Below are 25,877 nucleotides of genomic sequence, written 5' to 3' on the forward strand. Positions count from 1 at the left end.
TACGACCGTCGTGGCTCCGGCCGTCCTGGCGGTGCTGGCGGTGCTGGCGGCGCTTTCGATGCTGTCCGGCTGCGGCAAGGAGGGCACCCCGCCGCCGAAGGGTCCGCAGCCCAGCGCGCTCCCCAGCTACCAGGTGCGGTCCGAGACCATCACCGGCTCGCCCACCCTGGACGCGGCCCGGGCCCGCGGCCACCTGGTGGTCGGCGCCAAGGAGGACCAGCCGTACCTGGGCCAGAAGAACCCGGCCACCGGCGTGTACTCCGGCTTCGACATCGAGATCGCCAAGATGGTCGGCGCCTACCTGGGCTTCGCGCCCGACCGGATCGAGTTCCGCACCATCGCCTCCGCCAACCGGGAGACCGCGCTGCAGAACGGCCAGGTCGACTACTACGTGGGCACCTACACCATCAACGACAACCGCAAGAAGCTGGTCGGCTTCGCCGGCCCGTACTTCATCGCCGGGCAGGCGCTGATGGTCCGCAAGAGCGAGACGAAGATCAACGGCCCGCAGGACCTGGCGGGGCGGAAGGTCTGCTCGGCCGCCGGGTCCACCCCGTACCAGCGGATCCAGACCGACTACCCGAAGGCCGAGCTGGTCGGCTACGACACCTACTCGGCGTGCGTGGACAACCTGATCAGCGGTCAGGTCGACGCGGTCACCACCGACAACGCGATCCTGCAGGGCTACGTGGCCAAGGTCCCCGACGAGTTGAAGATGGTCGGCGAGCCGTTCTCCACCGAGCCGTACGGCATCGGCGTCCCCAAGAACGACACCGTGCTGCGGATGGCGATCAACGACGCGCTGCAGACGAACATGGACAACGGCAACTGGAAGAAGGCGTACGACGCGACGCTCGGCCTCTCCGGGGTGCCGGCGCCGCCGCCCCCGGCCATCAACCGGTACCCATGAGCAGGGGGCGCGGATGAACGTCCTGACCAGCAACTGGTCGACCTACTGGCACGGCTTCCTCGGCACCCTCTGGCTGACCCTGGCCAGCGCCGCGCTGGCGCTGGTGCTCGGGGTGCTGATCGCGGGCTTCCGGGTGTCGCCGGTGAAGCCGCTGCGGGCCTTCGGAACCGGGTGGGTGACGGTGCTCCGGAACACCCCGCTGACGCTGCTGTTCTTCATCGTGGTGCTGGGCCTGCCCCGGTTCCACATCACGCTGCCGTTCTTCACCTTCGCCGTGCTGGCCCTGGGCTGCTACACCTCGGCGTTCGTCTGCGAGGCGCTGCGCTCCGGGGTGAACACGGTGCCGACGGGGCAGGGTGAGGCGGCCCGCAGCCTGGGCATGACGTTCGGTCAGACGCTGAGCCTGGTGGTGCTGCCGCAGGCGTACCGCTCGGTGGTCGCCCCGCTGGGCAGTGTGATGATCGCGCTGGCGAAGAACACGGCAATCGCCGGCTCGTTCAGCGTGGTCGAACTGCTCGGCACCTACCGGACCATCAACGAGCTGGGCTACAACATCGTCTGGACCTTCGTCTGGATCGCTGTCGGCTACCTGATCATCACACTGGCGATCAGCGCCGTCTTCAACGTGCTGGAGCGACGGGTGGCGGTGTCCCGATGACGGTGGAGTCCTCCGCGCTGTACGACGTCCCCGGGCCCAAGGCGCTGGCCCGGCACCGGCTGTACGGCATCCTGGCGCTGGTGGTGATCGCCGCCGTGGTCGGCTGGGTGATCTGGATGCTGTTCCACACCAACCAGTTCACCCACGACAAGTGGATGGCCTTCGAGTACAAGGGCGTTCAGGAGCTGCTGCTGCGCGGCCTCGGCAACACCCTGAAGGCGTTCGGCTGGACGGTGCTGTTCGCGCTCCCGTTCGGCGCGCTGTTCGCCGCCGGGCGGCTCTCCGACCACCGGTCGGTGCGCTGGGTGTCCACCCTGGTGGTGGAGTTCTTCCGGGCCATGCCGCTGCTGGTGATGATCTTCTTCATCTTCGTCGCCCTCAAGGTCGAACCGCTGTGGGCGCTGGTGGCCGGCCTCACCCTGTACAACGGCTCGGTGCTGGCCGAGGTGTTCCGGGCCGGCGTGCTGGCCGTCCCCAAGGGGCAGAAGGAGGCGGCGTTCGCGCTCGGCCTCCGCAAGACCCAGGTGATGACGTACGTCCTGGTGCCGCAGGCCGTCCGGTCGATGCTGCCGACCATCGTCAGCCAGCTGGTGGTGGCGCTGAAGGACACCTCGCTGGGCTTCCTGATCACGTACGAGGAGTTCCTGCACGCCGGGAAGCTGATCGCCACCAACCTGGACTACGACCTGCCGTTCATCCCCGTGGTGATGGTGATCACCCCGATCTACATCGGCATGTGTCTGCTGCTGTCCTGGCTGGCCAAGTGGCTGGAGCGGCGCGGCCGGCGCAGCCCGCGCGAGGGGGCGACGCCGGTCGCCGCCGCCGGTCCGGTGCTGGACGCGCAGGGGTAGGAAAACCCCGGTGACCGGGCCGTCGCCATCGGTTAGGGTCAGGTGGGTCCGTGACCGTACGTCGACCGGGAGTGACCGGATGTCAGTACTGCCCAGCCGTCAGGGCCTGCCCGAGGCCGAAGTGGTCGACCGCCGGGAGGGTCCGTACGGCGAGGTGGTGCTGCGGCGGCGCGGCGAGCAGTACGAGATCATCGCGAACGGCTGCTTCCTGATGGACACCGCCGACGGCCGCTCCGAACGGCTGCTGATCCAGGCCGCGTTGGACGAGCTCGCGGTGCCGGGCCCGAGCGTGCTGATCGGCGGGCTCGGCGTCGGCTTCTCGCTGGCCCACGCCGCGGCCGAGCCTCGGTGGGGGCGGATCGCCGTGGCCGAGCGGGAGGGCGCGATCATCGACTGGCACCGGGCGGGGCCGCTCGACGCGTTCTCCGCCGGTGCGCTGGACGATCCGCGGGTCGAGGTGCTGCACACCGACCTGGTGGCGTACCTGGCCTCCGCCGAGGACCGCTACGACGCGCTCTGCCTCGATATCGACAACGGCCCCGACTGGACGGTCGGCGAGGAGAACGACGCACTGTACGGCCCCGTCGGCCTGGCCAACGCCGCCGCCCGGCTCCGGCCCGGCGGCGTCCTCGCAGTGTGGAGCGCCCGGCCGTCCGCCGCCTTCGAACGGGCGCTGCGGGACGCCGGGTTCACCGAGGTCCGCACCGAGGAGATCGCCGTCGAGCGCGGCGTGCCCGACGCGGTGCACCTGGCCCGCCGCGCCGCCTGACTCCGCCGACTGCCGGATTCGTGCCGAACATGTGTACGTAACGCGTTCCCAGCGGGGCTCCGTTTGCGGCATGATCATCATCATGGCGGACGAGAAGACCGACCTCCTGGCGTGCCTCTGGGACGAGTTCAGCGCCATGAGGTTCCCCACCGGCTGGTACGACCGGGAGCCCGAAGGCACCTGTCTGGTCACCCTGGACACCGCCCTCGTCGGCTTCGCCGCCAACGTCCTCGACGGCCCGCCGCTCGGCGCCCGCCACCGCGAACACCTGCGCTGCCGCATCGAGCTCCTCGCCGACCTGCTGCCGACCTTCGGCACCGACAGTTACGCCTCCCGGTACTTCGTCGCGCTGTACCGGATGGCGGTGCTGGCCGAGGAGATCGACGTCGAGCGCGGCGCGGCCTGAAGCGACGTCAGGCGGCGGCGCCGGACAGGACGGCGCGCAGCCGCTCCACCGCCTGACGCCAGGCCGGGCCCTCGTCCGTCTCCTCCCAGAGCTCGGCCAGCTCGGACTCCTCGCCGAGCACGCCCGTCAACGCGTCCGCCGCGAGCCGACGCGTCGCCGACGCGAACACCGGCAGCGGCTGCTCCGGCCCGTACGCGGTGTCTACCGGCGTGCCGCCCGGGCACTGCGCGGCCACCAGGGCGGCCGCGGCGATGATCCGGTCCCCGTCGTCGGCGTCCAGGTCGTCGAACTCGCCGAGGGCGACGCCGAAGACGGCACGTATCAGGTCCTCACGCCGCTCCGGTGCAGTGTCGTCGAGCTCGCCGGCGAAGTCGGCGGCGTGGTCGTTGTCGAACGGCCCGATGTCCCAGGCGCCCATGGTGATCTCCTCCGGGTGGGGTGCATGGGGATCTTGACAGGGGGCGCTGACAGCGCGGGTCAGGCGGTGGGCAGAGCGCGGGCGAGGAGGGGGAGCAGGCGGTCCCAGTGGAGCCGGCGGGCGGCGGGGTCGAAGGCGTCGGTGTCGGACATGGTGAAGCCGTGGACGGTGCCCGGGTAGATCTCCGAGGTGTGGGTGATCCCGGCTGCGTCCAGGGAGCGGTTGAGCCCGGCGAGGGTCTCGGGCGTCAGGTCGCTTGCCGCGTGGCCGAAATGGACCTCGGCGGTGAGCCCGGCGAACAGCCCGGGCCCGTCCACCGCCACGGGAGCGTGGAACGCGGCGAGGGCGGCGACCTGCTTCGGGTGGGCGGCGGCGGTGCGGACGGCCTGGAGACCGCCGATGCAGTAGCCCGTCACCGCGACCGGTCCGGCGACGACCTCGGGCCGGGCGGCGAGGAACCGCAGGTAGGCGTCGGCGTCGAGCAGGGCGCGGTCGCGGGTGTGCGCCGTGACCAACGGCATGACCCGGGCGAAGACCTCGGCCCGCTGCTCCGCCCCGATGTACGGGGGGAGTGCGACCACCGGCGCCGGGCCGTGCCGGTAGAACAGGTTGGGGACGAGTACGAAGTACCCGTGGCCCGCCAACTCGCAGGCCAGCTCGCGGAGTGCGGGCCGGAGGCCGAAGCCGTCCGGGTACATCAGCACCCCCGGGTGGCGGCCGCCTCCGTCGGGGAAGGCGGCCAGCGCGTCGGCGTGGCCGTCCGGGGTGGGGATCTGCAGCAGTTCGGTGCGTGGCTGGGCGGACATCGGTTTCTCCTGCCGTGGCGTGGTCGACGTTTCGAGGCTGTGGTCGACACGGCGGAGGCGGAGCGCGGGCGGCTGTGGCAGCGGTGGTGGCTGCGCGAGGATTCCGTTCCGGCAGCGGGCCGGTCACGGCCCGGGCGGTGCTCAGCGGAGCACCGGGTCGCCGATTCGTGAGTGGCGCGAGGCCGTCCCGGTCGTCATGGCCGTCAACCTAGCCGACGGGTGGAGCCCGGGGCCAGTGGTCAACCGGTGCTCGGCTGCGGGTGGTTGACCGTGCGTCGGGGGTGCCCGGGGACGCAGAACGGCGAGCCCGGGCGGGCTCGCCGTTCACGGGGTGCGGATCAGCCTCAGCCGAAGGGGCTGGTGGCCGGCGGGGCCTGCGGGGCCGCAGGTGCGGCGGCCGGGGCCGGGGCGGGTGCGCCGAAGGGGTTGAAGTCGGCCGGGGGGACCTTGACGAAGCGTCCCTTGGTCGGGTCCGGGGTTTCCGGCTCGGCCTCGGGTTCGGCTGCCGCGGTGGGCGGGGCCGGGGGTGCGAACGGGTTGAAGTCCGCCGGAGGCACGTGCACCAGACGGCCCTTGGTCGGGTCGGCGGGCTCCGGCGGAGCGGTCGGAGCGGGGACCGCCGGCGGCGCGCTGGGCCGGGGCGGAATGGCGGCGGGCGAGCCGGTGACCGTCCCGAACGGATCGGCCGGCTCGGAGGACAGGACCGTCCCGAACGGGTCGGCGGAGGCCGCCCGAGCGGGCGCGGGCGCCGCGACCGGAGCAGGCGCGGGGGCGGCGGGTGCGGCGGCCGGGGCCGGGGCGGGTGCGCCGAAGGGGTTGAAGTCGGCCGGGGGGACCTTGACGAAGCGTCCCTTGGTCGGGTCGGGGGCTTCTGCCTCGGGCTCGGGTTCGGCTGCCGCGGTGGGCGGGGCCGGGGGTGCGAACGGGTTGAAGTCCGCCGGGGGCACGTGCACCAGACGGCCCTTGGTCGGGTCGGCCGCAGCCGGTGCCGCTGCCGGTGCCGCTGCCGGTGCGGGCTCGGCGGCCGGGGTGGCGGCGGACGCGGCGAAGGGGTCGGGTGCGCCGAACGGGTCGGCGGCCGGGGCGGGCGCGGGTGCGGGTGCGGGTGCGGGTGCGGCGGCGGCCGGGGCTGGAGCCGGGGCGGGTGCGCCGAAGGGGTTGAAGTCCGCCGGGGGCACCTTGACGAAGCGTCCCTTGGTCGGGTCGGGGGTCTCCGGCTCGGGCTCGGGTTCGGGTGCGGCGGCCGGGGTGGCGGCGGACGCGGCGAACGGGTCCGGTGCGGCGAAGGGGTCGGGTGCGCCGAACGGGTCGGCGGCGGGTGCGGGCGCGGGCGCGGGTGCGGTGGCAGCCGGGGCTGGAGCCGGGGCGGGTGTGCCGAAGGGGTTGAAGTCCGCCGGGGGCACCTTGACGAAGCGTCCCTTGGTGGGGTCCGGGGCTTCGGGCTCGGGCTCCGGCGTGGGCGCGGCCGCCGGGGTGGCGGCAGCGGCGCCGAACGGGTCCGGTGCACCGAACGGGTCGGCGGCCGGGGCGGGTTGGGCCGGTGCGGCGGCGGCCGGGGCCGGAGCGCCGAAGGGGTTGAAGTCCGCCGGGGGAACCCTGACCAGGCGGCCCTTGACCGGGTCCGCGGCCTCGGGCTCGGGCGCGGGTGCGGGGGCCGGAGCCGGGGCGCCGAACGGGTCGGCGGAGGCCAGGACCGGGGACGGCTGCTGGGTCGGCGGATCGGCGGGGGCGGGTGCCGCGAAGGGGTTGAAGTCCGAGGGCGGGACCCGCACCGAGGTGCCCGACGGGGCGTCAGGCTGCTCGGGCGGCGCGACCGGCACCGGCGGGGCGACGGGCACGGACGGTGCGGCGGACTGCGCCGGAACGTTCGGGGCGTGCGCGGGGACGGCCCGGCCGACCGGCACCGGGGCAGGCGCCACCGCCACACCGTCCCAGGCGAGTTGGACCGAGCAGAGCAGGTCGGCGAAGACCGAGGTGTAGACGTCCCAGTCCTCGGTGTCGGAGGTGGTCAGCTGGACCGTCAGGACCGTCGCCCCGTCCGGCATCGGCACGAACGCCTCGACCACCGAGCTGTGCACCACGCCGCCGGGGCGTTCGTCGCGCAGTTCCTTCAGGGCGGGCATCGACCGGTTCTCCACCAGCACGGCGGCCGGGCCGGCCGGCAACAGCACCGTCCACACCTCGGAGTGCGGGCGCTCGGTGGACAGTTCCACCGCCAGCTCCTGGATCGGCTGGGCGCACGGAACGGTCGACACCACCAGCGAGACCCGCGAGCGGCGGCCGTTCACCAGCAGCGCGGCGAGGCCCGCGTAGGCGACGTTCGCTCCGGCGAACTGCTCCGCCAGCAGGGCCGCCACCACGGCGAAGTCGTTGCGCTCGGCCGGGGTGGCACCGGAGAACAACTCCTCGGCGGTCTCGGCGAGATGGGCCGAGAGGGCGTTGCCCGAGCCGCGCACCGTCAGCGTGTGGAAGGCGGGCGGGACCACCAGGCGCGCCTCGACGCCGGAGCCGGTCGACAGCTCATCCGGGGCGACCGTGACCCGGGGCTCGGCCAGCGCCGCGAGGGAGGAGGTGAAGCCGGCCAGCGGCCCACTGTCCACCGGGCTCGGCTCGGCGTGCACCCGCAGCGAGGAGACCGACGGGACGTCGGTCAGGCCCAGGGTGGAGGCGGCGAAACGCTGCGTCAGAACGGGGACGGCCTCGCGGCCGGCGGTCGCGTTCGGACGGCGGTTGGCGGAGACCTCGATCACCGTGCCGAGCTTCGGAACGGAGAGCAGGCCGGGCCCGATCTGGCTGATCCGCAGGCCGAACAGGGCCTTGGCGGCCGGGTGTTGGGGTCGGCGGAACGCGGTGAGCGCGTCGACGGGGTAGTGGGTGGCGCGGCTGCCGAGAAGTGCGGCGGACGCCGCGTCCAGTGTGGCCGTGATCCGGTCTGCGGCGGCGAAGCCGTCCTGCGTCATTCGCCGAGCCCCCTCGTTCTCGGGTGTGGACAGTTCAGGCACTTTTTATCAGACGTGAACGACGCAGGAGGAAGGGTCGTCCGGGGACGGGTGGTTGGTGGTGCGGGTGGTGTTGGTGGTGTGGGTGGGGAAAGGGGGGGGCGCCTGCGGCGCGGGCGTGAGGGGAGGGGATGTGAACGACGCAGGAGGAGGGGTTGTCCGGGGACGGGTGGTTGGTGGTGCGGGTGGTGTTGGTGGTGTGGGTGGGGAAAGGGGGGGGGCGCCTGCGGCGCGGGCGTGAGGGGAGGGGATGTGAACGACGCAGGAGGAAGGGTCGTCCGGGGACAGGTGGTTGGTGGTGCGGCTGTGGACGGGTGAGGGTGGGTCAGGTGGTGGGTGGGGTGGCGAGGTGGAGGAGGGAGGTGGTGAGGGTGGGGGTGGCGAGGGTGGTGGTGAGGTCGCGGAGGAGGCGGGCGGTGGGGCCGTCGGGCTGTTCAGCGGTGAAGAACTCGGGGAGGAGGGCCGCGAGTTCGGGGTCGCGGGTGGCGGTGACGGCGAGTGCGGCGACCAGGTCCTGGACCAGGTGGAGTTGCAGGGTCTCGGCGGGGACCGGCTTGTCGGTGAGCCAGTCGAGGGAGCTGATCTCGGCGTTGGCGATCCAGGCGCGGACGGTGCGGCGCAGGGTCGGGCTGGGGTCGGCGAGGCCGAGGTGACGGAGGATCTGTTCCTGGGCGGCGCGCCGGACCTGGTCGATGACGGCGTCGGCGTCGGGGCTGGCGGCGACCGAGCCGCCGCGCAGCAGCGCGGTGAAGCCGGTCTCGTGGGACTGGACGAAGTCCAGGTAGCGGCCCATGACGCGGTACAGGCGCTCGGAGACCGGGCCGTCGGCGGTCTCCTCGAAGCGTCCGGCGAGCTCGCGGCCGGCCCGGCGGAGGGCCTCCTCGTAGAGGGCCTGCTTTCCGGGGAAGTAGTGGTAGACGAGCGGACGGGAGGCGCCGGCGGCGGCCGCGATGTCGTCGATGGAGACGTCCTCGGGGGCCCGGTCCGAGAACAGTTCGAGGGCGACCGCGATGAGTTGTTCGCGGCGCTCGTCGACGGTGAGCCGCCGCCGGGGGGTGCGGGCGGGCTGCTGTTCCTCCGCGCGGGGCGCCACGGACGGCGTACGGGAAGCCATGCGGCCCACCCTAGTTCGTCGGGGTGGCGCGGGACAGCACGTCCGGGGCGGTCAGCCGGTGGCGCGCTGTTCCAGGTAGCGGCGCCAGGCCTCCCGGCCGTCGGGGACGAACTCCCAGGTGGCGAGGCGGTCGGTGAGCTCGTCCTCGGTGAGCCAGGCGTACCAGGCGATCTCCTCGACCTGCGGGGAGACCGGGCCGTCCCACTCGGCCTCGTGGATGTCGGACCACCAGCTGAAGTGCTCGCCGTCGGTGTACCGGAAGCGGAACAGCGGGCGGGTGCGGATGCCGGTGACGCCGAGTTCCTCCTCGGCCTCCCGGACGGCGGCCTCCGGGTAGCTCTCGCCGGCGCCGACCACGCCGCCGACGAAGCAGTCGTGGGCGCCGGGGGCGAACGCCTTGGTGTCGGTACGGCGGTGGGTGAAGATCCGGCCCTGCGGGTCGCGGACCAGCACGAAGACGCAGCGGTGCAGCAGGTTGTCGCGGTAGACCTCGGAGCGGGGCGCGGTGCGCAGCACCCGGTCGTGTTCGTCGACCACGTCGACGAGTTCGTCGAGCGGAGCGGCAGGGGAGTCGGGGGAGGGAGTGGTCATGACCGCCATTCTGGCCCCGGACGGCCGGTATCACCCGAAAGAGTTGGCATACGGAACAGTCAGGTCGGGAAGGTCAGTTGTCGGACCGTCAGTCACCTGCTCCGGGAGGATCGTTGAGGAACCGTGCCGTTGTCCTGTCCGTCGCCGCCGCCCTGGTCGCGCTCGGCACCGCGCTGCCCGCCGCGGCCGCGTCCGGGCCCGCCGCCGTGCGTTCGGGGCTGGACTGCACCACCTGGGTGCACGAGAACGATCCGCTTACCGGAGGAGTGCTCTGCACCAACAACACCGGCGCCCCGATCACCTTCCACGCCGACATCGTGTGCGGCCTCGCGCCGGACGTCTCGGGCACCTCGGTGACGGCCCGGCCCGGCGAGACGCAGGAGTCGGCGGGCCACTGCGCCATCTACTCCTCGGGCATCGGCCACATCGGTTGGACGGTGGAGTAGCGGTGGAGAGGGAGTAGCCGTGGAGCGGTGACGAGCCCACCGGCGCCGGTCCCTCCGCAGGTCGCGGAGGGCGGTGTCTAAGGTGGGCGGGTGGAGATCCAGGGATTCACGGCGGACGGATTCGCGCCGGTCAGGGCGGCTTTCGAGGGCAACTTCCGGCAGTACGGGGAGCTGGGTGCGGCGTTCGCGCTGTACCTGGACGGCCGGCCGGTGGTCGACCTGTGGAGCGGCGACGCCCGTCCGGAGGTGGGCGGCAGGCCGGCGTCGGCGGTGGGCTGGGAGGCCGGCACCGCGCAGGTGCTGCGGTCGGTCACCAAGGGGCTGACGGCCTCCGCCGCGCTGCTGCTGGCGCAGCGCGGGCTGCTCGACCTGGACGCCCCGGTGGCCTCGTACTGGCCGGAGTTCGGGCAGGCCGGCAAGGAGAGGATCCCGGTGCGCTGGCTGCTGTCGCACCAGGCCGGGCTGCCCGCGCTGGACGTGCCGCTGCGGATCGAGGACGTGCTGGCGTGGGACCCGGCCGCGGCGGCCGTCGCCGCGCAGGCCCCGGCCTGGGAGCCGGGCACCGCGCACGGCTACCACCCGCTGACGTTCGGCTGGCTGGTCGGCGAGGTGGTGCGCCGGGCCGGCGGCCGCAGCGTCGGGCGGTACTTCGCGGAGGAGATCGCCGCGCCGCTCGACCTGGACCTGTGGATCGGCCTGCCCGCCGCGGAGTCCGGCCGGGTCGGCCGGCTGGTCGACCTGCCCGCGCCGGAGGCGGCCAAGGCCGGGCCGGGCGGGATGCGAATACGCCCCAAGCAGTCCGTGGTGGACGCCTACCGGGACCCGCGCTCGCTGACGGCCCGCTCGTTCGGCTCGGTCCGCAGCAGCGTGGACCTGGACGACCCGGCGGTGCAGGCCGTCGAGGTGCCGGGCGCGGGCGGCATCGGCACCGCCCGGTCGCTGGCCCGGTTCTACGCGGCGCTGATCGGCCCCACCGACCGGACGGACGCGCCCGGGCAGCGGCTGCCCGCACTGTTCGAGCCGGCCACCCTGGCCGAGGCGGTTGGCCCCTCGGTGCACGGGCCGGACCGGGTGCTGATCGTCAACACCACGTTCGGCCAGGGCTTCTTCCGGCACAGCGGCACCTCGCCGATGGCGTCCCCGGCGAGCTTCGGCCACCCGGGCCGCGGCGGTTCGCTGGGCTTCGCCGATCCGGAACTGGGCATCGGCTTCGGCTACGTCACCAACGGCATGCAGCCCGGCGTCACCGGCGACATCCGTTCGCGGGCGCTGATCACGGCCGTCCGGGAGTGCCTGGCGGCCCGGGGCTGACCGGTCGCCGGCCGTCCTGACGCGAGCGGCCGCCGGCCGGTGCGCACGGACCGCCCGCCAAGGGGACGGTCAGGCCTGGCCGGTGTCGAAGTGGCTGACCCGGCCGTCGGAGGCGACGGTGAACCTCCAGGCGGTGCGCATCTCGCCCCAGGCGTCGTTGCGGAAGTCGGCCACCAGGGCGCGGCCGTTGGACTTCTCGGTCTGCACCTCGATGTGCCCGTGCGAGGAGAAGATCTCGCGGTCCACCCAGTCCGCCAGGTCGCGTTGGGAGCCGTCGTCGGACATCGTGGCGTCGTCGGTGAGCGCGGCGAAGAAGGCGTCCCGGTTGCCCGAGTTGACGGCGCCGAGCAGTCGGCGCACGGCCGGGTCGGAGAGCTTGTCGACGGCGATGGTCATGAGGGGTTCACTCCTTGGCGGTGGAACGGCGGGTCGGGCCCGACGGATCGGACACTGACCCGACGTGACCACGCCGGACCGCCGTTCGCCAGCCCTCCTGGGCCGGTCGGAGCCGGTGCGCCACCGCTGCGGGCACGCTTCGGCCCCGGGCGCGTGCCGCGGGCCGGGGCCGGGGGAGTGGTGTGGTGTGATGTCCCGATGGGCGGTTTTCGCGCCCCGGTCGGGGAGGCGCGGCGCGGTTGTCGGGCCGTCAGCGGTCCGTCACCAGAGCTGCTCCCACCACCAGGCGATCTCGGGGTAGGGCGGCGGCGTCAGTCGGCCGTCGGCGGGGCGCTCGGCACGCTCGGCGATCGGGACGACGCCCGGCGTGCGGGTGGTGTAGCGGGCGGAGGTGAATCCCCACTCCAGGTTCCCGCTCACCAGGTTGGACAACTGGTCGATGTAGCGCCGCAGTTCGGGCCCGGCACGGCGGGCGGCGCGGTCCGACAGACGGAGGAACAGGACCATGGTGCGGTCGTGCAGCGCGGCGGCCTCCTGCAGGGCCTGGTCCCGTTTGCAGCCCAGATGTCGTTCCAGGGCGTCGACGATGTTGCTCTCCAGCGCGCCCTGGCTGTCCTCCCGCCGGTACGAGTAGACGTCGGCGGCGATCAGCACCAGGAACTTGGCGGCCTCGGTGAGCGCGTGCACCCGCGGCGAGTCCAGTTGGGACTGCGGGACGGCGGTGCGCTCGCACACCTCGATGATCTCGATGCAGGAGCGGCTGCCGCGGTCCAGCGGCCCTATCGTCAGGTACTCGGAGAGCGTCATCGGCCGGCCCTGCGCCCGGTAGGCGGTGACGGCGGCGGCGCCCATGAAGGACTCCAACTGGCTGTCCGCCCACCGTTTCACGGCGACCGCGGGGGCCCAGTCCCGGGCTCTGCGGAACACGTCGCGCACCGAGGCGACGTAGATGTCCGACTCCGCCGGGTGGGAAGGCGTGGAATTGATAACGGCGAGTAATGTGGCTGCTATCGTGAGTACACGGGAGGGGTCTCGGCTCAGTCGGCCGGTGTCCCACTCGTCGTCCAGGGTGAGCATGCTGCACAACCACTGCGAAACCAGTTCCAGCCCCGTGATGCCATCGGCGTCCTTGGCGATCCGGCAGACGAATTCGTGTGCGCCGATGGCCAGGAGGCGACGGCGGCGTTCCTCCTCCTGCGTGAAGCCCATCGTTTCGAGCCAGAGTTCGGTGCTCTTGCCGACGGTCTCGTGCGCGGGGTGCAGGGTCGAGGGGATGGGGCAGAAGAGCGGGGGTATGGCAGCCAACGTTTCTCCAGAGCGGCCTGATGTGCTGGGGCGTCAAGTCGATTTCGGGCTCGCGCCCGGCGTCGGTCTTCCCTCGCAAAGATCGAATACACCTGGGAAACCGGAAAGAGTTAACCTGACGATCCGTCAGTGATCGTCGTCCGCAAGGGATTTGCCCCTGACCAGGCGATCTGACTCCCCGTAGGGGCCACCGCCTGCGGGAACGCCGCCCGTGCCGCCCTCGACGACGCTATGGTCGAAGCGGAGTGCGGGGCAGGCGAGGCGGAAGGACGGACGTGGCCGAACAGCAGAGCGGGCCGCAGGAATCGGTGGCCGGTGAGGGAGCAGTCGCCAAGCGGCTGTGGGAGCGCGACAACGAACTCCACTCCGCCGAACAGGCCGTGGACAAGCTGTGCCGGGAGTTCGCCGCGGGCGGCACCAAGATCGGCGAACTGCTGCTGTTCTCCGGGCCGGCCGGCATGGGCAAGACCACCATGCTCGAACAGGTCCGCCGGATCGCCGGCGCCCGCAAGGACCCCACCGTGCTGTTCGCCTGGGGCAGCGAACGCCAGAAGCACGAACCGTTCCGCGTCCTGCGGCAGTTGCTGCTGCCCGTCCTCGGCGACCTCGACGAGGACGAGCGCACCGAGGTGTTCGGCAACTGGTACAACATCGTCGCGCCGGCCGTCGGCCTGGCCCCGCCGTCCGACGAGGTCGAGCGGATCGACCCGCAGGGCGTGCACGACGGCCTCGACTTCGTCATCACCCAACTCGCGCCCCGGCGGGCCCCGCTGGTCGTGGTGATCGACGACCTGCACGCGGTCGACCAGGAGTCGCTGGCCTGGCTGGCCTCGTTCGCGGTCCGCGCCCGGGAGCTTCCGGTGCTGCTGGTCTTCGCCTACCGCCACGAGTTCGACGAGGCGGCCCGCCCGCTCGTCCTGCAGATCCAGGAACGCGCCGAGCGCCGGCACGAGTTGCTGCCGCTCAACCCGCTGTCGATCGCCGAGATCGTGCACAGCGAGTTCGCCGAGGCCGACGACGCGTTCTGCCGCCAGGTGTGGGCCGTCACCGCCGGAGCCCCGTTCGACACCGTCGCCCTGCTGCGCGAGGTGCGCGACCAGAACCTCGAACCCGTCGAGGAGAACTCGCCCCGGCTGCGCGACCTCGCCGCGGCCGCCCGCGGCCAGGGCCGCGACTACTGGCTCGACAAGCTCGGCCCGACCGTCATCCAGTTCGCCTGGGCCGCGGCCCTGCTCGGCACCGAGATCAGCGAGGAACTGGCCGCCACCATCTGCGCCCAGGGCCCGGCCCAGTCCGCCCAGTCGGTCCGCGAGCTGCGCCGGCTGCGGGTGCTCACCAGCCAGCCCAACGGCAAGCTGGAGTTCGTCCACCCGCTGATCGCCACCTCGATCTACCAGTCGATCCCGGACGCCACCCGCACCGGCATGCACGGCATCGCCGCCACCGCGATCGAGGACCGGGGCGGCTCGCTGCTCTCCGCCTCCCGGCACCTGCTGGAGACCCACCCCGGCGAGGGCGACGACCGGATGGTCCGCAAACTGCGCCGGGCCGCCGCCGAGAACCTCGCCATCGGCGCCCCCGAAGCCGCCCGCCGCTGCCTGGAACGCGCCCTGGCCGAGCCGCCGGACGAGGACGACCGCGCCGAGGTGCTGTACGAACTCGGCAGCGCCGCGCTGCTCACCGACCCGGACGCGACCGCCAACCAGCTGCGTCGCGCGCTCGACATCGAGGACGGCCTCAGCCCCGACCTGCGCGTCGAGGCGGTGTTCCGGCTGTCCGAGGTGATCGCCCACGGCGGCGACCTCACCGGGGCCGCCAGGCTGTGCCTGACCGAGGCCGAGAACACCGCCGAGGGCCTCGGCAAGGTCCGGCTGCTGACCGCCCACCTGCTGTACACCGCCCTCCAGCGGGACGAGGACAACGGCCGCGAGCGGGCCGACAAGGTCACCGCGCTCGCCGCCCAGGTCGACGAGGACAGCGAGGCCTCCCAGCCGGTTCGCGCCCTGCACGCCTGGGACCTCACCCTCAAGGGCGGCCCCACCACCGAGGCGCTGCGGGCCGCCGAGGACGCCCTGGTCCTCGGCCGGCTGCCGCGCAGCCTCGGCTGGACCAACACCACCTGGAACTTCGAACTGCCCGCGCTGCTCGGTCTGTGCTTCGCCTACAACGACGAACTCGCCCGCGCCGAGAAGCTGTTCAGCTCCGCCATCCTGGAGTTCGAGATCGCCGGGTGGAGCGGCGCGCACCGCGGCTTCGCCTACTTCCTGATGGGCTTCGCCCGGCTGCGCCGCGGCTTCCTCCCGGAGGCCGAGGACTTCCTGCGCCGGGGTCTGCGGATCGCGGACCGGATGGGCTCGGGCCTGCCGTTGCAGTGGAACCTGGTCGGCTCGCTGATCGACACCCTGCTGGCCCGCGGCCGCGACCGGGAGGCCTGGGAGATCGCGCAGCGGTACCGCTTCTCGCCGCCGTACCACCAGACCGCGCTGGTCCTGCCCGACGTCGCCACCATCTACGGCAAGCTGCTGATCTCCCGCGGCGACTACGACATGGCGGTCGAGGTGCTCGCCGAGACCGGCATGCGGCTGGACAAGCGCGGCTGGCGCTCCACTGTGCACGCGCCGTGGGCCGGTTACCTGGCGGTGGCGATGGCGCACCGGGACCTGCCCTCCGCCCGGAAGAACGGCGACGACGCGGTCGCCCGGGCCCGGGAGTCCGGTTCGCCGTCGGCGATCGGCAGCGCGCTGCGGCTGGCCGCCAGCGTGTGGGAGGGCCCGCGGGCCGTCGAACTGCTCCAGGAGGCCGTCTCCCTGCTCGGCCGCTCCCCGGCCAGTTACGAGCACGCGCACGCGCTGGTCGACCTCGGGGCCGCCCTGGTGCAGGTCGGCCGCAGCCTGGAGGCGGCCGAACACCTCTACCAGGGAATGGAGTTGGCCAAGCACTGCGGAGCCGACGGCCTGGAGGTGCGGGCCCGCAACGTGCTCGCGTCGTCCGGCCTGCAGCCCAGCCGGGCGCTGGTGCCCGTCAAGGTCACCCTCAACGAGCAGGAGCTGGAGGTCGCCCAACTGGCGGTGCAGGCCCTGCCGCCGCAGCGGATCGCCGAACAGCTGAAGCTGCCGGTGTCGGTGGTCAAGCAGCGGCTGGCCGCCGTCCACCGCAAGCTCGGCACCGGACCGGAGGGTCTCGCCGACGCGCTCGGATTGCCCGGTGACGACCCCGGGCAGGCTGTCTGACGGCCCGACGGACCACCCCGGCGCGCGGGGAGCGGGTCACCGACCCGCCCGCCGGGGCGGGCTACGCTGGCCGACAAGGGTGATCACGAACCAAGCCGAGCAGGGTGATCACGGACCGAGGAGCAGCCCATGACCGTGCCGGACCGGCCCACCGAGGTGCACCGCGCACCGTACGACTCGTCCGGGGCCGGGATGGGACTGGACCGGTGGACGCTGCGCTCCGACCGGATCGAGGCCACCGTCATCACCCTGGGCGCGGCGCTGCACACCCTGACCGCGCCCGACCGTGCGGGCACGCCCGCGCAGGTGCTGCTGACCACCGAGGACGTCGGGGCGCTGCTCGGGCCGGCCAAGCACTACGGCGTCACCGTCGGCCGGTACGCCAACCGGATCGCCGACAGCCGGGTCACCCTGGACGGCGAGGACCACCCGCTGCTGCCGACCGGACACGGCGTCACCCTGCACGGCGGGCCCGACTCGTTCTCGCACCGGGTGTGGCAGGCCGAGGAGATCCCCGACGGGGTGCGGATGCACCTGCACTCGCCGGACGGCGACCAGGGCTTCCCCGGCGCGCTGGACGTCTGGACGGACTTCACGCTGAACGGCGCCGACCTGACCATCTCCTACCGGGCCGTCACCACCGGGCCCACGGTGGTCAACCTCACCAACCACGCCTACTTCAACCTGGCCGGCGAGGGCCGCGGCGACGTGCTCGGCCACCTGCTGACCATCGACGCGGACGCCATCACGCCGGTCGACGAGCGGCAGATCCCGTACGGCCCGTTCGAGCCGGTGGCGGGCACCGCGTTCGACTTCACCAGTGCCCGGCCGATCCGCGAGGGCCTCGCCCAGGGGCACCCGCAGCTGAAGCTCTCGCACGGGTACGACCACAACTGGGTGCTGCGCGAGCGCCCCGCGGACGGCCCGCCGGTGCGGGCGGCGCTGCTGGCCGACCCGGGCAGCGGGCGGACGTTGGAGGTGCTGACCACCGAGCCGGGCCTGCAGGTGTACACCGCGAACGGCTTCGACCGCAGCGTGGTCGGCCCGTCCGGCACGCGGTACGGCCCGTTCGCGGGCGTCGCGCTGGAGACCCAGCACCACCCCGACTCGCCGCACCAGCCGTCCTACCCGTCGACCGAGCTGCGGCCGGGCCAGGAGTTCCGCTCCAGCACGGTGCTGCGGCTGGGCACCGCCGGCTGACCGCAGCAGCGCACCGAGCAGGGCCCCGGGAGCTTCCCGGGGCCCTGTTCTGCCTGCTCAGCGATGGTGGGGCTGCAAGGAGTTTCCGCAAGGCCACAGATGGTCAAGACGCGCGGCGGCAACTCTAAGGACACGTGGACGTAACGATCCCCTGGAACTTGCAGAAACTTGCTGCAAGGACTTTCAGTCGCGTTGGCCGCGCTGTTACGTTCCTGCTCAAGCCCGACGGCCTGCAACGGCGCAGTCGGCTGGGACAGCCATTATGCGCGGTCCTCCCCCACTCGGGCACCCTCATCTTTCAAGGAGTTTCCATGCGGCGTGGTATCGCGGCCTCCGCTCTCGTTGCGGCTCTTGCGGTCACTCTTGCAGCGTGCGGCAGCAGCGGCTCCGGTTCGGACGCCAAGGGCGACGGCGGACCGGTCACCATCACCTACTGGGACACCTCGAACGCCACCAACGAGGCGCCGAACTACCAGGAACTGGTCAAGAAGTTCGAGGCCGCGAACCCGAACATCAAGGTCAAGTTCGAGAACGTGCCGTTCGATCAGGCGCAGAACAAGCTCCAGACCGCGATGGGTGCCAAGGGTGCGCCGGACGCCTTCCGTTCCGAGGTCGGCTGGACCTCCGCCTTCGCCAAGGCCGGCTACCTGGAGCCGCTGGACGGCACCCCGGCGCTGACCGACGCCTCCGTCTTCCAGCCCTCGCTGATCCAGCAGGCCAAGTACTCGGGCAAGACCTACGGCGTCCCGCTGGTCACCGACACCCTCGCCCTGATGTACAACAAGGAGCTGTTCGCCAAGGCCGGCATCACCGCCGCGCCGACCACCTGGGACGAGCTGAAGACCGACGCCGCCCAGCTGAAGGAGAAGGCGGGCGTGGACGGCTTCTGGCTGAAGGCCGCCGACGGCTACTACGCCATGCCGTTCCTGTACGGCGAGAACACCAACATGGTGGACGCCGCGGGCAAGAAGATCACCGTCAACTCGGCGGAGGCGGTCAAGGCCGTCGAGACCTACAAGTCGATGTTCACCGCCCCCGGCACCGTGAAGGCCGACGTCACCACCGACGCCTACGCGCACATGATGGACGCCTTCAACACCGGCAAGGTCGCGGCGATCATCCAGGGCCCGTGGGAGGTCACCAACGTCTACAAGGGCGCCGCCTTCGCCGACAAGAAGAACCTCGGCATCGCGGCCGTCCCGAACGGCGCCTCCGGCAAGGGCGGCGCCCCGACCGGTGGCCACAACGTCTCCGTCTACGCCGGCTCCGACGCCGCCCACAAGGCCGCCGCCGAGAAGCTCGCCGCGTTCCTGACCTCCGCCGAGAGCCAGACCTTCCTCGCGCTGAAGAACGGCACCCTGCCGACCCGCAGCGACGCCTACACCGCCGAGGTCAAGGCCAACCCGGGCATCGCCGACTTCCAGGCGATCCTGACCTCCGCCCAGCCGCGCCCCGAACTGCCCGAGTACGCCTCGCTGTTCGGCTCGTTCGGCACCAACCTCGGCAAGATCGTCCAGGGCCAGTCCGACACCAAGGCCGGCCTGGACGCCACCGCCACCGACTACGCGAAGCTCCTGCCGGGCTTCGGCAAGTAAGTCGGAACCAGGCTCGCCCGGCCCACACCTGACGGTGGGCCGGGCGCGCCCCGTCAGACCACACAGCACCAGTCGCCGAGGCAGGCGGCGGACCTCCCGGAGAAGGTGTCAACCCATGGCAGTTGCGGTCGTTCAGCGCATCAGGCTGTCGTACTCGAAGTACTGGTACGCGTACGCGATGGTCGCGCCGGTCGTGGTCGTCCTCGGGGCGCTGGTCGGCTACCCACTGGTGCGCGGCTTCTACCTGACCCTGACCAACGCCACCAGCCTCAACGTGGGCCGCCAGATCGGCGTCAACCACATACCCGACAGCTTCGACTTCGTCGGCCTCGACAACTACGCGGACGTGCTGTGGGGGCCGACCGCGTACGACCGGTTCTGGTCGCACTTCATCTGGACCGTCGTCTGGACCGTGACCTGCGTGGTCCTGCACTACAGCATCGGCCTGGGCCTGGCGATGCTGCTCAACCGCAAGATGCGCGGCCGCAGCGTCTACCGGCTGGTCCTGATCCTGCCCTGGGCGGTGCCGACCTTCGTCACCGTCTTCTCCTGGCGGCTGATGCTCGCCGACGGCGGCGCCGTCAACGGCCTGCTGTCGATGCTGCACCTGCCCGAACCCGGCTGGCTGTCCGACCCGTTGGCACAGAAGTTCGCCGCGATCCTGGTCAACACCTGGGTCGGCGTGCCGTTCATGATGATCTCGCTGCTCGGCGGCCTCCAGTCGATCCCGGCCGAGCTGTACGAGGCCGCCGAGATGGACGGCGCCACCGCCTGGCAGCGGTTCCGCCACGTCACCCTGCCCGGCCTGCGGACCGTCTCCTCCACCGTCGTGCTGCTCGGCGTGATCTGGACCTTCAACCAGTTCGCCATCATCTTCCTGCTGTTCGGCTCCGGCGCCCCCGACGCGCAGATCCTGGTCACCTGGGCCTTCCGCCTCGGCTTCGGCCAGCAGCCCGCGGACTACGCGCAGTCGGCGACCTACGGAATCCTGCTGCTCTCCATCCTGATCGTCTTCACCGGCTTCTACCGCCGCTGGACGGCCCGCGTCGAGAAGGCCAACGGATGAGCGCCGACGCCCGGACCGGAACCGAACCCCAGCCCAAGGACCAGGCAGGTAGCCCGATGACCCTCACCGCCGACCGCCCCGCCACCGACGACCCGGCGCCCGCCGGACGACCCGTCAAGGTCCGTCCGCGCGGAGAGTCCTCCCGGCTGGCCTCCGTGCTCTCGCACGGCACCCTGATCGTCGCCAGCCTGATCGCCCTGTTCCCGGTGCTGTACATCGCGTACATCTCGCTGGGGCCGGACGACATGGACTACCTGCACCCGGCGAAGATCATGGACAAGGCCACCTTCGCCAACTACGGCCGGGTGCTGGGCGACACCGGCTTCCTCACCTGGTTCGGCAACTCGGCCATCGTGGCCGGCGGCACCACGCTGATCGGCGTGCTGATCGCCGCCACCACCGGCTACGCGGTCTCCCGGATGCGCTTCCCCGGCTACCGCCCGCTGATGTGGGCCCTGCTGGTCACCCAGATGTTCCCGATCGCCGTGCTGATCGTGCCGATGTACTACATCCTGTCCAACCTGCAGATGCTGGACAGCTACACCGGCCTGATCCTGGTCTACGCGACCACCACCGTGCCGTACTGCGCCTGGCTGCTGAAGGGTTACTTCGACACCATCCCGGTGGAGATCGACGAGGCCGGCCGGGTCGACGGGCTGTCGCCGTTCGGCGCCTTCTGGCGGCTGATCCTGCCGCTGGCCCGCCCGGGCCTGGCGGTGGCCGCGTTCTACTCCTTCCTCACCGCGTGGGGCGAGGTCGCCTTCGCCTCCACCTTCATGCTCTCGTCCAGCAAGTACACGCTGGCGGTCGGCCTGGCCTCGTTCGTCAGCGAGCACGACCACCAGTGGCAGCTGATGGCCGCCACCTCGGTGCTCATCGCCATCCCCGCCGCGGTCGTCTTCTACCTGGTGCAGCGTCACCTGGTGACCGGTCTGACGGCCGGCGCGGCGAAGTCCTGAACCTCCGTCACCTTCCACAGCACCCAAGGGATGACTGTCCAATGACCCAGAACCTGGCCGACGCCTCCCGGCCCGCCGCCGTTCCCGCCGCTCGGACGACTGCTGCGACCACCGGGGCCTCCAGAGGCGGCTGGTGGCGGGACGCGGTCATCTACCAGGTGTACCCGCGGAGCTTCGCCGACGGCAACGGGGACGGCATGGGCGACCTGCCCGGCATCCGCAGCCGCCTGCCCTACCTGCGCGACCTCGGCGTGGACGCGGTCTGGCTCTCGCCGTTCTACGCCTCCCCGCAGGCCGACGCCGGCTACGACGTCGCCGACTACCGCGCCGTCGACCCGATGTTCGGCACCCTGCTGGACGCCGACGGGCTGATCCGCGACGCCCACCAGCTGGGCCTGCGGATCATCGTCGACCTGGTCCCCAACCACTCCTCGGACCAGCACGAGTGGTTCCAGCGGGCGCTGCGCGAGGGCCCCGGCTCCCCGCTGCGCGAGCGCTACCACTTCCGCGCCGGCAAGGGCGAGAACGGCGAACTCCCGCCGAACGACTGGGAGTCCATCTTCGGCGGCCCGGCCTGGACGCGCAGCGACAACCCCGACGGCACCCCCGGCGAGTGGTACCTGCACCTGTTCGCCCCGGAGCAGCCCGACTTCAACTGGGACAGCCCCGCGGTCGCCGACGAGTTCCGCTCCATCCTGCGGTTCTGGCTCGACATGGGCGTCGACGGCTTCCGGATCGACGTCGCCCACGGCCTGGTCAAGGCCCCCGGCCTGCCCGACCTCGGCAGCCACGACCAGCTGAAGCTGCTCGGCAACGACGTCATGCCGTTCTTCGACCAGGACGGCGTGCACGCCATCTACCGCAGCTGGCGAAAGATCCTCGACGAGTACCCCGGCGACCGGATCGGCGTCGCCGAGGCCTGGACCCCGACCGTCCAGCGCACCGCCAACTACGTCCGCCCCGACGAGCTGCACCAGGCGTTCAACTTCCAGTACCTGGGCACCGACTGGGACGCGGCGAAGCTGCGCGAGGTGATCGACCTGTCGCTCGACTCGATGCGCCCGGTGCAGGCCCCCACCACCTGGGTGCTGTCCAACCACGACGTCACCCGGCACGCCACCCGGTTCGCCAACGAGCCCGGCCTGGGCACCCAGATCCGCACCGCCGGCGACCGCGAGCTCGGCCTGCGCCGGGCCCGCGCCGCCACCCTGCTGATGCTCGCGCTGCCCGGCTCCGCGTACATCTACCAGGGCGAGGAGCTCGGCCTGCCGGACGTCACCGACCTGCCCGACGAGGTCCGCCAGGACCCGTCGTTCTTCCGGCAGGCCGGCCAGGACGGCTACCGCGACGGCTGCCGGGTGCCGATCCCGTGGTCCGGCGCCGAGGCGCCGTACGGCTTCGGCCCGACGGCCGGCGGCCCGAGCTGGCTGCCGCAGCCCGCCAGTTGGGCCGGGCTGTCGGTGGAGGTCCAGACCGGTGACCCGACGTCGACGCTGGAGCTGTACCGCTCCGCGCTGGCCGTGCGCCGCGCGCAGCCCGCGCTCGGCGCCGGCACCGAGGTCGAGTGGCTGGCCGCCCCCGAGGGCGTGCTGATGTTCCGTCGCGAGTCGGCCGAAGGGTCGTTCGTGTGCACCGTGAACGCCACCGGCGAGAGCGTCACCGTTCCCGCGCCCGGCCGGCTGCTGCTGTCCTCGGCGGCCGTGGCGGAGTCCGAGCAGGCCGAACTCCCGGCCGACAGCACCGCATGGTGGGCGGTCTGAGGTGGTTGCAATAGGCTCTGGGATCGTGACTACGGCGCGACTCTCCGACATCGCGGCGCAGGCGGGGGTCAGTGAGGCCACCGTCAGCCGCGTTCTCAACGGTAAGGCGGGCGTCTCCGCGACCACCCGGCAGACGGTGCTGGCCGCGCTGGACGTGCTCGGCTACGAGCGACCCACCCGCCTGCGCCAGCGCAGCGCCGGGCTGATCGGCCTGATCACCCCGGAGCTCAGCAACCCGATCTTCCCGGCGCTCGCCCAGGTCATCGAGCAGGTGCTCAGCCGGCACGGCTACACGCCGGTGCTGTGCACCCAGACCCCGGGCGGCTCCACCGAGGACGAACTCGTGGAGATGCTGGTGGAACGCGGCGTGGCCGGCATCGTGTTCGTCTCCGGACTGCACGCCGACACCACCGCGGACCACGACCGGTACGCCAAGCTGTCGGGCCGCCAGGTCCCGTTCGTGCTGATCAACGGCTACAGCGAGAAGATCGCCGCGCCGTTCATCTCCCCGGACGACCGGGCCGCGATGTGGATGGCCGTCCAGCACCTGGTCGAACTCGGCCACGACCGGATCGGGTTGGCGGTCGGCCAGAAGCGGTTCGTCCCCGTGCTGCGCAAGATCGAGGGCTTCACCGCCGCGCTCCAGCAGCTCACCGGGCGCACCGCCGAAGAGGCCGCGGAGCTGGTCCACCACACCCTGTTCAGCGTGGAGGGCGGGCACGCCGCCGCCCAGGCGCTGCTCGACAAGGGCTGCACCGCGATCGTCTGCGGCTCGGACATGATGGCGCTCGGCGCGATCCGCGCGGTGCGCCAACGGGGCCTGTCGGTGCCGCAGGACGTCTCGGTGGTCGGGTTCGACGACTCGCCGCTGATCGCGTTCACCGAACCGCCGCTGACCACCGTCCGCCAGCCGGTCGAGGCGATGGCCACCGCCGCCGTCGACGCCCTGCTGGAGGAGGTCGGCGGAAACCCGGGGCAGCGCTCCGAGTTCATGTTCCAGCCGGAGCTGGTGATGCGCGGCTCCACCGGGTCGGGTCCGCGCAACTGACGGGTGTTCCGCGGCGCTTGCGGCCTCCGCTCGACGGCGGAGCGGGGGCCGCGGCGGCCTTTCAGCCGTAGAGCTGCTCGATGTCGCGCCGGTAGGCGGTGCTGACGGCCTGCCGGCGGACCTTCAGCGACGGGGTGAGCAGGCCGCGTTCCTCGGTGAAGTCGCCGCCGACCACCCGCACCCGGCGGATCGACTCGGCGCGCGAGACGGTCGAGTTGACGGCCTGCACCGCCTCGGCGAGCGAGGCCAGCACGGCGGGGTGGGCCGGGACGGCGCTGCTCACGTCCACGGTCCTCGCGGTGGGCGTCGGCGGCTGCTGCCGCAGGAACTGCTCCACCGCCTCCGGGTCCAGGGTGAGCAGCGCGCCCACGTACGGGCGGCCGTTGCCGACCACCAGCGCCTGGCTGATCAGCGGGTGGGCGCGCAGCCGGTCCTCCAACGGGCCGGGGGAGACGTTCTTGCCGCCGGAGGTCACCAGGATCTCCTTCTTGCGGCCGGTGATGGTCAGGTAGCCGTCCTCGTCCAGCCGCCCCAGGTCGCCGGTGGCGAACCACTGCTCCCGCTCGGTCGGCTCCGCCCCCAACTCGTAGTAGCCGTCGAAGACCTGGCCGCCGCTCAGGAACACCTCGCCGTCCTCGGCGATCCGCACCGCACTGCCCGGCACCGGCGGGCCGACGGTGCCCGGGCGGGGCCGCAGCGGCGGGTTCACGGTGGACGGGCCGGTGGTCTCGGTCAGCCCGTAGCCCTCGTACACCAGCACGCCTGCGCCGGCGAAGAACAGCAGCAGCTCCGGGTCGATCGAGGAGCCGCCGCTGATCGCGTACCGGATCCGGCCGCCCATCGCCTGCCGCACCCGGCGGTACACCAGCGCGTCGTACAGGCGGTGCGCGAGGCGCAGCGACAGCGGCACGGGGCCGCCCCCGCCGGCCAGCGCGGCCAGTTCGGCGCGGGCGTGGCGCACCGCGGCCTCCGCCGCCCGGTCGAAGACCCGCACCGCGCCCTTCGCCTGCGCCTCGGCCCGGCCCAACTGGTGGATCTTCTCGAACAGATAGGGCACGCCGACCAGGAAGGTCGCGCCGAACGCGGCCAGGTCGGGCCGGAGCTCGTCGGGCTTCAGGGACGGGCTGTGGCCGAACCGGATCCGGCCGAAGACGCAGGTCACCTGGATCATCCGGCCCAGCACGTGGGCCAGCGGCAGGAACAGCAGGGTGGACGGCGTCTCGCCGGTGGCGGCGGTGAACACCGGCTCCAGCAGGGCGTGGCAGTTCGCCGCCTCGGTGAGGAAGTTGGCGTGGGTGAGCAGGCAGCCCTTGGGGCGTCCGGTGGTGCCGGAGGTGTAGATCAGGGTGGCCTCGCTGTCCGGGCCGAGCGCCTTCCTGCGCTGCTCCACCTCCCCGGCGGGGACGGTCCTGCCGAGCTCGCCGAGGGTGGCGACGGCGTCCTCGTCCAGCCGCCACAGCGGCACCGTGCCGCCGGTGCGGGCGATCGCCACCGTCAGCACCTCGGCGGTGCCGGCGTCCTCCGCGACCGCCAGCACCGCGCCGGAGTCGCGGAGGATCCACTCGGCCTGCTCGATCGCGGAGGTCGGGTACACCGGCACCACGGACGCGCCGGCCGCCCAGGCCGCGAAGTCCAGCAGCGTCCACTCGTAGCGGGTGCGCGACATCAGGACGATCCGCCCGCCGGGCCGGACCCCGGCGGCGATCAGCCCGCGGGCGGTCGCCGCCACCTGATCGGCGAACTGCCGGGCCGTCACCTGCTGCCAGCCGCCGTCCGGCCGGCGCCTGGTCAGCACCTCGGCGTCCGGCGCCTGCTCGGCGTTGCGGAACGGCAGGTCGGCGAGGCTGCCGGCGTCCGGCGGCGGTACCAGGTGCGGGGTGCGGGCTTCGACGACCCGGCCGTCGGAGCGCAGGACTTCGACGGGCGCACGGTCGCGCAGATGCTCGGCGCGGGCGGCCCGGGCGAGGGGGTGTGCCATCGGCGAACTCCCTTGGGTGGGTGGGGGTCCGCCCAGGGTAGGGACTCGGCCGCGAACTTAC

The 25,877-nt window shown here is 72.4% G+C and carries 22 protein-coding genes; 14 read left to right on the forward strand and 8 right to left on the reverse strand.

Annotated features, from left to right (window positions below; all coding sequences use genetic code 11):
• The first annotated feature begins 58 nt into the window (after positions 1 to 58).
• The 5 genes from ACI1MP_RS28965 to ACI1MP_RS28985 all read left to right on the forward strand — a co-directional run bounded on the left by ACI1MP_RS28965 (position 59) and on the right by ACI1MP_RS28985 (position 3,594).
• Positions 59 to 910, forward strand: coding sequence for a glutamate ABC transporter substrate-binding protein (locus tag ACI1MP_RS28965; RefSeq protein WP_380336944.1), 852 nt, complete (start codon positions 59 to 61; stop codon positions 908 to 910).
• Positions 911 to 923: 13 nt separating this feature from the next.
• A complete protein-coding gene (locus ACI1MP_RS28970) occupies positions 924 to 1,568 on the forward strand; it encodes an amino acid ABC transporter permease (protein WP_100586780.1) in 645 nt (214 codons plus the stop codon).
• Positions 1,565 to 2,419: an amino acid ABC transporter permease gene (locus tag ACI1MP_RS28975; RefSeq protein ID WP_404869811.1), complete on the forward strand. Its 855-nt coding sequence runs from the start codon at positions 1,565 to 1,567 to the stop codon at positions 2,417 to 2,419. Before ACI1MP_RS28970 ends, ACI1MP_RS28975 begins: the two co-directional genes overlap by 4 nt.
• A gap of 79 nt (positions 2,420 to 2,498) precedes the next feature.
• Positions 2,499 to 3,188, forward strand: coding sequence for a spermidine synthase (locus ACI1MP_RS28980; RefSeq protein ID WP_404869812.1), 690 nt, complete (start codon positions 2,499 to 2,501; stop codon positions 3,186 to 3,188).
• 82 nt (positions 3,189 to 3,270) lie between these two features.
• A complete protein-coding gene (locus ACI1MP_RS28985; protein WP_380336599.1) occupies positions 3,271 to 3,594 on the forward strand; it encodes a hypothetical protein in 324 nt (107 codons plus the stop codon).
• A gap of 7 nt (positions 3,595 to 3,601) precedes the next feature.
• Here ACI1MP_RS28985 and ACI1MP_RS28990 read toward each other — a convergent pair whose 3' ends face one another.
• From ACI1MP_RS28990 to ACI1MP_RS29010, 5 genes are all read right to left on the reverse strand, one after another.
• Positions 3,602 to 4,012, reverse strand: a complete 411-nt coding sequence (locus ACI1MP_RS28990; protein ID WP_380336596.1) for a DUF4259 domain-containing protein — start codon at positions 4,010 to 4,012, stop codon at positions 3,602 to 3,604.
• A 59-nt stretch (positions 4,013 to 4,071) separates the two neighbouring features.
• A complete protein-coding gene (locus ACI1MP_RS28995) occupies positions 4,072 to 4,818 on the reverse strand; it encodes a dienelactone hydrolase family protein (protein WP_380336594.1) in 747 nt (248 codons plus the stop codon).
• Positions 4,819 to 5,162: 344 nt separating this feature from the next.
• The gene (locus tag ACI1MP_RS29000; RefSeq protein WP_404869813.1) at positions 5,163 to 7,778 is read right to left on the reverse strand and encodes a hypothetical protein; all 2,616 of its coding nucleotides are present in this window, start codon (positions 7,776 to 7,778) and stop codon (positions 5,163 to 5,165) included.
• A 364-nt stretch (positions 7,779 to 8,142) separates the two neighbouring features.
• Positions 8,143 to 8,931: a TetR/AcrR family transcriptional regulator gene (locus ACI1MP_RS29005; protein ID WP_380336588.1), complete on the reverse strand. Its 789-nt coding sequence runs from the start codon at positions 8,929 to 8,931 to the stop codon at positions 8,143 to 8,145.
• Positions 8,932 to 8,982: 51 nt separating this feature from the next.
• On the reverse strand, positions 8,983 to 9,522 hold the full coding sequence (locus tag ACI1MP_RS29010) for an NUDIX hydrolase (protein WP_380336585.1): 540 nt from the start codon (positions 9,520 to 9,522) through the stop codon (positions 8,983 to 8,985).
• 113 nt (positions 9,523 to 9,635) lie between these two features.
• On the opposite strand from ACI1MP_RS29010, the gene ACI1MP_RS29015 reads away from it, so the two are divergent.
• Both ACI1MP_RS29015 and ACI1MP_RS29020 read left to right on the forward strand, forming a co-directional pair.
• On the forward strand, positions 9,636 to 9,968 hold the full coding sequence (locus ACI1MP_RS29015) for a hypothetical protein (protein WP_232734010.1): 333 nt from the start codon (positions 9,636 to 9,638) through the stop codon (positions 9,966 to 9,968).
• Positions 9,969 to 10,058: 90 nt separating this feature from the next.
• Positions 10,059 to 11,279: a serine hydrolase domain-containing protein gene (locus ACI1MP_RS29020; RefSeq protein ID WP_404869814.1), complete on the forward strand. Its 1,221-nt coding sequence runs from the start codon at positions 10,059 to 10,061 to the stop codon at positions 11,277 to 11,279.
• Between the two features lie 69 nt (positions 11,280 to 11,348).
• Here the strand turns inward: ACI1MP_RS29020 and ACI1MP_RS29025 are convergent, their stop codons facing one another.
• Positions 11,349 to 11,675 (reverse strand): nuclear transport factor 2 family protein, encoded by a 327-nt coding sequence (locus ACI1MP_RS29025; RefSeq protein ID WP_189271152.1) that lies wholly within the window; start codon positions 11,673 to 11,675, stop codon positions 11,349 to 11,351.
• Positions 11,676 to 11,936: 261 nt separating this feature from the next.
• Positions 11,937 to 12,980, reverse strand: a complete 1,044-nt coding sequence (locus ACI1MP_RS29030) for a hypothetical protein (protein WP_380336579.1) — start codon at positions 12,978 to 12,980, stop codon at positions 11,937 to 11,939.
• 275 nt (positions 12,981 to 13,255) lie between these two features.
• On the opposite strand from ACI1MP_RS29030, the gene ACI1MP_RS29035 reads away from it, so the two are divergent.
• The 7 genes from ACI1MP_RS29035 to ACI1MP_RS29065 all read left to right on the forward strand — a co-directional run bounded on the left by ACI1MP_RS29035 (position 13,256) and on the right by ACI1MP_RS29065 (position 23,838).
• Positions 13,256 to 16,210: an ATP-binding protein gene (locus ACI1MP_RS29035; protein ID WP_404869815.1), complete on the forward strand. Its 2,955-nt coding sequence runs from the start codon at positions 13,256 to 13,258 to the stop codon at positions 16,208 to 16,210.
• Between the two features lie 129 nt (positions 16,211 to 16,339).
• Positions 16,340 to 17,410, forward strand: coding sequence for an aldose epimerase family protein (locus ACI1MP_RS29040; RefSeq protein WP_404869816.1), 1,071 nt, complete (start codon positions 16,340 to 16,342; stop codon positions 17,408 to 17,410).
• 311 nt (positions 17,411 to 17,721) lie between these two features.
• The gene (locus ACI1MP_RS29045; RefSeq protein WP_380336570.1) at positions 17,722 to 19,005 is read left to right on the forward strand and encodes an extracellular solute-binding protein; all 1,284 of its coding nucleotides are present in this window, start codon (positions 17,722 to 17,724) and stop codon (positions 19,003 to 19,005) included.
• 115 nt (positions 19,006 to 19,120) lie between these two features.
• Positions 19,121 to 20,071, forward strand: coding sequence for a carbohydrate ABC transporter permease (locus tag ACI1MP_RS29050; RefSeq protein WP_100586766.1), 951 nt, complete (start codon positions 19,121 to 19,123; stop codon positions 20,069 to 20,071).
• A 56-nt stretch (positions 20,072 to 20,127) separates the two neighbouring features.
• Entirely contained in the window at positions 20,128 to 21,030 is a 903-nt protein-coding gene (locus ACI1MP_RS29055) for a sugar ABC transporter permease (protein ID WP_043913029.1), read from the forward strand.
• Between the two features lie 41 nt (positions 21,031 to 21,071).
• Positions 21,072 to 22,790 (forward strand): glycoside hydrolase family 13 protein, encoded by a 1,719-nt coding sequence (locus ACI1MP_RS29060; protein WP_404869817.1) that lies wholly within the window; start codon positions 21,072 to 21,074, stop codon positions 22,788 to 22,790.
• A gap of 25 nt (positions 22,791 to 22,815) precedes the next feature.
• Positions 22,816 to 23,838, forward strand: a complete 1,023-nt coding sequence (locus ACI1MP_RS29065) for a LacI family DNA-binding transcriptional regulator (RefSeq protein ID WP_404869818.1) — start codon at positions 22,816 to 22,818, stop codon at positions 23,836 to 23,838.
• Positions 23,839 to 23,899: 61 nt separating this feature from the next.
• On the opposite strand, the gene ACI1MP_RS29070 is transcribed toward ACI1MP_RS29065, so the two are convergent.
• Positions 23,900 to 25,816 carry an AMP-dependent synthetase/ligase gene (locus ACI1MP_RS29070; protein WP_404869819.1) on the reverse strand — a complete coding sequence of 639 codons (1,917 nt, stop codon included), beginning with the start codon at positions 25,814 to 25,816 and terminating at the stop codon, positions 23,900 to 23,902.
• Positions 25,817 to 25,877 lie beyond the last annotated feature (61 nt).

Source organism: Kitasatospora griseola (genome assembly GCF_044999035.1).
In the GTDB taxonomy this organism is placed as follows: Bacteria; Actinomycetota; Actinomycetes; order Streptomycetales; family Streptomycetaceae; genus Kitasatospora; species Kitasatospora griseola.